This is a genomic window from Bartonella sp. AA86SXKL (genome assembly GCF_042196885.1).
Map to the genome: position 1 here is coordinate 1 of NZ_JBHIRE010000264.1, position 786 is coordinate 786.

1 protein-coding gene is annotated in these 786 nt (G+C 40.7%); it reads left to right on the forward strand.

Translation table 11 applies throughout. The features are described 5' to 3' along the window. The first annotated feature begins 181 nt into the window (after positions 1-181). A complete protein-coding gene (locus ACFIO5_RS11430; protein ID WP_011181281.1) occupies positions 182-715 on the forward strand; it encodes a DUF1036 domain-containing protein in 534 nt (177 codons plus the stop codon). Positions 716-786 lie beyond the last annotated feature (71 nt).

Genomic DNA, 786 nt, shown 5'->3' on the forward strand with positions numbered 1-786 from the left:
GAAGCCTGAAGAACAAGAAGCTCATCAAGCTGTACAGTTTTTTTTTACAAATTGACTTTAAATATTTTGTAAAAGTTTAAGCTCTTTGCATTGACAAAAGGGCATTAAGAAGCAGAAAAGAGTAAAAATATGTCTATATACATTTGGAAAGTTCTTGAAAACAGAGAAGATAAAGGGATGTATGTTTTGTTTTAGAGGGTTACATCATAAAGGTGGTTTTGTGGTTGCCGAAAAACAGACAGGGGTGTTTCAGAGAGTACGAGAGATTTTTCTCTTGAGCGTTTTGCTCTTGTTGCCGTTTGCTGGTTTTGCAAAAGCTGATTTCCGGGTTTGTAATACGACTCAACAGCCCGTTGGTGTCGCCCTTGGGTATCGTACATTTTCAGGTTGGGTAAGTGAGGGATGGTGGGTGGTCCCCGTGACAGAGTGTAAAACCTTGATCGAGGGTCCTCTTTCTTCGCGCTTCTATTATTTTTATGCAGAGGGAGCAGAGAAAAAAAACAGCTGGCCAGGTTCGGTGACTATGTGTGTGCAAGATAGCCAATTTACTATTCAAGGGGTTCATGATTGTTTCCCTCGTGGTTATCAAAAGGCTGAATTTAAAGAAATTGATACGGGTAATCAAACCAGTTGGATGGTACAGTTGACCGATGAGTCTTTGTTCAATAATTCCGTTGTACAGTCCCCCTCTCTTTCAGGAGATTCTCCACCGTGAAGCGTGCACGTAAAGTAAAAATTATAGCCACTCTTGGCCCTTCTTCGTTTTCTATTTCCATGATTGAGAAG